Annotated in this window: 3 protein-coding genes and 1 pseudogene; 2 read left to right on the forward strand and 2 right to left on the reverse strand. The window is 38.6% G+C overall.

The features are described from left to right. The first annotated feature begins 894 nt into the window (after nucleotides 1–894). Both MFF31_RS11240 and MFF31_RS11245 read left to right on the forward strand, forming a co-directional pair. The gene (locus MFF31_RS11240) at nucleotides 895–1,596 is read left to right on the forward strand and encodes a pseudouridine synthase (RefSeq protein WP_238188076.1); all 702 of its coding nucleotides are present in this window, start codon (nucleotides 895–897) and stop codon (nucleotides 1,594–1,596) included. Nucleotides 1,597–1,981: 385 nt separating this feature from the next. Further along, entirely contained in the window at nucleotides 1,982–2,566 is a 585-nt protein-coding gene (locus MFF31_RS11245) for a GNAT family N-acetyltransferase (RefSeq protein ID WP_238188077.1), read from the forward strand. A 184-nt stretch (nucleotides 2,567–2,750) separates the two neighbouring features. Here the strand turns inward: MFF31_RS11245 and MFF31_RS11250 are convergent. Both MFF31_RS11250 and MFF31_RS11255 read right to left on the reverse strand, forming a co-directional pair. Next, a pseudogene (locus tag MFF31_RS11250) lies at nucleotides 2,751–3,860 on the reverse strand (IS256 family transposase). A 189-nt stretch (nucleotides 3,861–4,049) separates the two neighbouring features. After that, on the reverse strand, nucleotides 4,050–5,246 hold the full coding sequence (locus tag MFF31_RS11255) for an IS110 family RNA-guided transposase (RefSeq protein ID WP_238188078.1): 1,197 nt from the start codon (nucleotides 5,244–5,246) through the stop codon (nucleotides 4,050–4,052). Nucleotides 5,247–6,139 lie beyond the last annotated feature (893 nt).

Below are 6,139 nucleotides of genomic sequence, written 5' to 3' on the forward strand. Positions count from 1 at the left end.
ACAACAGCTAAAGTAACTCAAGCTATTCTTTCGTATCCAGTTTTCAGGGCGCAAAAATGCTCAAGAGAACTTAAATATTACAAACCAAATTCCTTGTTCTGCAAGGTTTTTTTGTTGTTTAGTATTTCAAAATAATTTTCATAATTTTTATTACAAACTCAATGATCACTCACTAATTCAACGACGCATTTAAATCAATATTGATAGAAAATAGTCTTGCTAGGATTATAAGCCTTGCTATAAAGCCCCTTATTAAAACCTCTCTGAAAATCACATACAGGCGATTGATCCAATAAAGATCGGCTTCTGAAACAGCGTTTCATCTAACAAGGGTGCCTTATACAAAGCTACTTAAGCACTAATGAAGATAATTCCTCCCTTTTTTGCTGTAAACTTATGCCTACAAATTTTTTCGCAAAGCTAATAGTAATCATTTTTTTGCATTGAAAGCAAAAAGGGTCCATTAAATTTTATTTCATTATTTTAAAGAAATTTGTTGGATACAAAATGATACAAGCTTATTGGCCCCATGTGTTTTTATATTCCGCTGAAAAAAGGTTCTATTCATTAATTTACTATATTTGAATCGGCAAGATTTTTTTAAATTATGTTGCTGCTAAACTTATTTCAAATTCTTCGCCTTCAACAGGGTTAATTTTTCAATAGTATTTATGCTGATCACTAATTTTGCTGCTTCATCTATTGAACAACTCATATTAAGTCGGAGGGTAATGTTTTTCGAATATTGATGTTAGTATTAGTAATGGCAATTAGTGAATCACGAGGACGCTAGATCCGTTGTTGTGTTTACAACCTAGATCGTGATCGAAATATGCGGACTCGCTTGCAGATGCAAAATAATATTCACATAGATAGTAAGAAAGCAGGATTAGAATGAGAATAAATAAATTCATTAGTGAAACTGGCTATTGTTCTAGACGGGAAACGATTCGTTTAATCAAGGCACAAAGGATAACGATCAACGGTCTTATTTGTGAACAGAATTCTATTGTTATTGAAGGTGATGTTGTACTTATAGATGGGCAAGCGATAGCAAGAAAAACTGAGTCGGTCTATCTGGTGCTCAATAAACCACTTGGGATTACGTGTACCGCGTCAAAAGATGTTACTGGTAATATTATTAGCTACATTAATCATCCGACTCGCATTTTTGCTGTGGGCAGATTAGATAAAACATCTGAAGGTCTGATTTTGTTAACGAACGATGGTGACATTGTAAATAAAATGATGCGATCAGAGAATGGTCATGAAAAAGAATACGTGGTAACAGTGGACAAGGCTATTACTGAATCGTTTATAGAAGAGATGTCTAGCGGTGTTCATATTCTAGGAGTGATGACCAAGCGCTGTGAAGTAATTCGAGTGAGTGACAACGTATTCAAGATTATTTTGACACAAGGCTTAAACCTTCAGATTAGGAGGATGTGTAAGGCTCTAGGCTACAGGGTACTTAAGCTTGAAAGAATTCGAATTATGAATATTACAATCGATGGTTTGGAACGAGGAAAGTGGAGAAATCTTACTATTGATGAATTAAATCTTCTCAAGCAACAACTTGCTTATAAGTTAGACTAATTAATGTATTGATTGAATGCTGCTATAATGGCTGGTTTTAATAAAGAAGGTATAAAATTGAGTATGATATGTTGAGATTAAAAATAAACGGGTCTTTGTTTGCTCTTTTTTTGAAGACTTAGGAGCGTCAAGAATTATGTGTAAATGAAAATAACCTTCTCTTGTAGAAAAATGAATTAGTCCTTAGTGGTGAACATCTCTTGAAGTTCTGCACGTGCTTGATCGAAACCAAGGTGGCGTATCATTAGAGGGAAAACATCTGTAACATCCTGTTTTGTGACTAGAGCTTGGACCAAATCTAATCTAAAATGATATCTATTTATGCAAGATATTTTACGATCTCAATGCGGAATATTGCATTTTAAGAGGGGGAGGGAATAAAGCTATGACAACTATCGTGCAATCAATTAATTATAATGAAGCACCTGATACATTACAAAGTGAGATTGCCGTAATGTTACATCAGGTTTGGCCGGATGCTTGTCCAATGCCGGGGGTAACGATTCCAAAAGCTCACGAAAAAGAACTTAATGCACGTTCATTTTATTTGCACATAGATGGAAAGTTGGTTAGCTATGCAGGTGTGGTACGTAAGACTATCAAGCACGATGGACAAACATTCAATATTGCTGGACTTAGCTGTGTCGCTACTGACCCCGAGTATCACGGTCAAGGCTTAGGTTTACGTACAGTCGCTGACGCTACTCAATGGATTGAAAGACAAGGAGACATAGATTTTGGCATATTCACGTGTAGTCCATCTTTAGATTCTTTCTATAATCGTGCCGGTGCTTGGCCTGTCGTAACAGATGTGGTGCTCATTGGCAGTCGAAATGAGGGTGCTTTATCTAGCGAATCCTTAGACGTTGTTGTTCTGATGCGTCTGTTTTCAGAAAAAGCCGAGGCTTATGAATCGATCTTGCGTCATACTACTATTAATCTTGATTTTCCAGATGGTCAGTTTCTATAACAAACTGAGATCGATCTTCCACAATTCGGGCACTATTACGGATCATACACTAAACTAAGTACGCTAAATTATATTTAAAACTATATCAAAAGATAATGACGATGTATGTGCCTTCCTAATGATGAAAAGGGAGCGTCAAGAATTATGTGTAAATGAAAATAACCTTCTCTTGTAGAAAAATGAATTAGTCCTTAGTGATGAACATTCCTTGTAGTTCTGCACGTGCTTGATCGAAGCCGAGGTGGCAACGGGTAGCGAAGCGTTGGTTGTAAGCTTTAAACTGTGAGACTAGAAACTTCTCCAATGCTTCTTCATGTGGAAACTGTTCTTTGCGCTTGGTGTATTTTTTAATTTGTTTGATGAAGGATTCAATTAAGTTTGTAGAATAAATACTTCTCCAGATCGGTTTAGGGAAGCTGTAGAATGTAAACAGATGCTGGTTTCCTCGTAGGGATTTTAAGACTTTAGGATAGGAAGACTTTCATTTGTCACAAAAACAATCAAGTGCTGCCAGGCCTGCTTGTTCATCGTCTGCTCGATACACTGACTTAAAGTCTTCACAGATAGCAGGACGGTCAAATATTACGTGCTAGATGTACGAAGCATGGTTGGTACTTGGCTTTTGGATATACGTTCTCTATTGCGGATACAATGCCTGCCAACCCATCAGAAATAAAGAGAAGGATCTCTTCGGTGCCACGTGTGCTCACGTCTTGTAATAACACATTCCACATGTAGGCGGATTCGGTAGGCGCAATCGTATAGGCTAACACTTCTTTTGATCAATCCTCACGGATGCCAACTGCTAGATAGACAGCTTCTGTAGAGACCATTTCACGTCTTATTGAAATGTAGGTAGCGTCGATGTAGACGCACACATAACGCTTAGCTAACGGCCGCTTAGTGAAGGCATCTACGTGTTCTACCATCACTTTAGTCATATTGGAGACTGTTTGTAGTGTGTAGTGATGACCATACATCTTCTCGATAAGATCAGCAATTTCCATCATGGTTACGTCTTTTTGAAACAGGTGAATAACGAAGGACTCTAGTGTATCGTTGGAACGCTTGTACGCTTGTACGGAGCAACGGTCTGCTGCCTGAACTCCCTCTTACGATCTAGCGGAATAGTGAGCTCTAGGCCCCCATATTCGGTGTGTAGTTTACGTGTATATCCACCGTTACGTGAATTTCCAGTATTCACGCCAATACGGTCATATTTCTCATAGGCTAGAAACGCTGTTAATTCCGTTTCCAACAAATGATTCAAAGGGAAGACCTCTTTTCTGTGAATGGTGTTGTGGTGACTTCATTCTACAAGAAAAGGTCTTCCATTTTGCCATTTATCTATTTACACAAACCAGCTAATATCATGTCAATACGTTCGCACAAACTATTTTTTTCTAAAATATAGAAAAAGACAATACGAAAGTAACCCCCAATGAAAACTGGACTTTTGTATAAAATTATCCTTTTTAATGGATTAGGAAGAGTGGTAATAAAGCGATTTTTTAAGCATGGCGAAAATCATATGCAATAATTTATTGGTGCAAGAAATAAGTGCAACCCGGTGAGGCTTTCCTTCAAGCCTCTTCTTGTCATAAAAATTCCGAATACGTTCGTTTCTCACTGCTCCTCGAATACCGCAAAGCACAGCCAAATAGAGCGCTCTTCTTAGACGGGAAGACCCTCGCTTTGTTATACGATTTTTAGTGGCTGTAAACGTACCTGATGAGAATACGCTAGGATCAATACCTGCAAATGCAACAAGTTTTTTGGCATGAGGGAACGAGGAGATGTCCCCAATCTCTGCAAGAATGGATGACGCAAGCTTATCTCCAATACCAGGAATAGAGCGCAACAAATCAAAACCTTGTATGCTTGTCGCTTTGATTTTGATGGCTTGCTCAAGATCAGCAAGATGGTTTTGATACTCCATGAGCAAGCTAATCATAAGAAGCAGTGCTCTAACTTGTGATAGGCTGTATTCCACGATGAGACTGTTCTTAGCAGCGCAAATGATCGCGTCGGCTTTAAGCGATGCCCAGGAGATCGACCGATTGCAGTGTGTCCGAATGATCGTCTCAATTTCCCCATGATTTGCGGTGAGGACGTGTTCCGGTGTAGGATATTTCCTCAATACCTCAAGTGCAGTTTTAGAGAAGAGCTGACCGAATATGGTGGAGTACAGCGGAAATAGTTGATCCAATATCGATTGGAAGTTAAGCTGGGCTTGAACATAGGTATGGCTAATCATTTCGTGCTGCCCACATAAGAATCGTAGCTCGTCTTGTTCAAGGGGTCTTGATGGAGCTGCTTGGAGCTCCTCTTTGTAGAAGAGCTCTGCTAGATGCTTAGCATCCTCGGCATCGGTTTTCACTTTCCTAAGTTTGGATTTACGTGCACGTTGCGGGATAAGTGGATTGAGTGTAATGACCTCATAGCCCTTCTTTTGCAATACAGCTACAATTCCTAGATGGTAATGCCCAGTGGATTCGAGAACAACAACGGGTCTCAGACCGACCAACGTTTCAACCTCTTGTAATTTTAGTAACAAGACATTCATTTCTTCATGAGTATGCTGAAAACAGAAGGGTTTACCGTAAGGTTTGTTTCTTTCAAGTAAGATGAATCCTTCGCTTTTTCCCTTAGACACATCGATGCCAATAACAGGTCTCATAAGCTCCTCCTACAAATGAAATCGCCGGTCCTACTAACCATTGCACGTCCATAGCTTCGCGTGTTATTCAAGATCTAGGTCTCAACCAGCTTAATCATGGTTTGAACAATAGCAGGTGGACAGTTTGTGTAACGGGCTTATTGCCCTGATATTTTATCGTCCTCCCCGGCTACAGCTATTGTAATTGAAAATGAGGTCAACCAGATTAAGCTGGCTAACCTCATAATACGAAGATATTTTACGCTCTCGAAGACTTATTGATAAGCAATATGTAGTTAATGAAGGAATTATAGATCAATTCATTAATGTTATTAGTTATTGTCGAAATAATGAGTATAACGACTCTCAATTAAGGGGAATATTACGAAATAGACTTGCTTGATGATAGCTTATGGACTTAGTTTTATGTATTTACAGATCAAGGATTAGAGAATTACATTGAAGAGAATGATTAATTACGTGGGAATTTATAGACGATCTCCTATATATCAAGACATTTTCGTGATTAATTAAACTAAAAAATGGGTATTTATAAATTATAAAAAGAAATTTTAAAAAAGACTTGCATAAGTGTACAAGCCCATGGTATATTATTGTTCCGGCCAAGAAATACACCGGGAAACAAGAACGAAACAAGCAAGAGATTGATCTTTGAAAACTGAACAACGAGCGAAACTGTCTCATTCATCCTAACGGATGTAATGAAAAAGCAATATAAGTAATGAGCAAGTCAAACACCAATTTGGAGAGTTTGATCCTGGCTCAGGACGAACGCTGGCGGCGTGCCTAATACATGCAAGTCGAGCGGACTTGATGAAGTGCTTGCACTTCTGAGAGTTAGCGGCGGACGGGTGAGTAACACGTAGGTAACCTGCCTATAAGACTGGGATAAC

Origin of the sequence: Paenibacillus sp. L3-i20, assembly GCF_022180385.2 — a bacterium.
GTDB lineage: Bacteria > Bacillota > Bacilli > Paenibacillales > Paenibacillaceae > Pristimantibacillus.

Coding starts and splice junctions, on each gene's coding strand:
- MFF31_RS11245 (WP_238188077.1), top strand. CDS start 1,982: ATGACAACTATCGTGCAATCAATTAATTATAATGAAGCACCTGATACA.
- MFF31_RS11255 (WP_238188078.1), bottom strand. CDS start 5,246: ATGAGACCTGTTATTGGCATCGATGTGTCTAAGGGAAAAAGCGAAGGA.
- MFF31_RS11240 (WP_238188076.1), top strand. CDS start 895: ATGAGAATAAATAAATTCATTAGTGAAACTGGCTATTGTTCTAGACGG.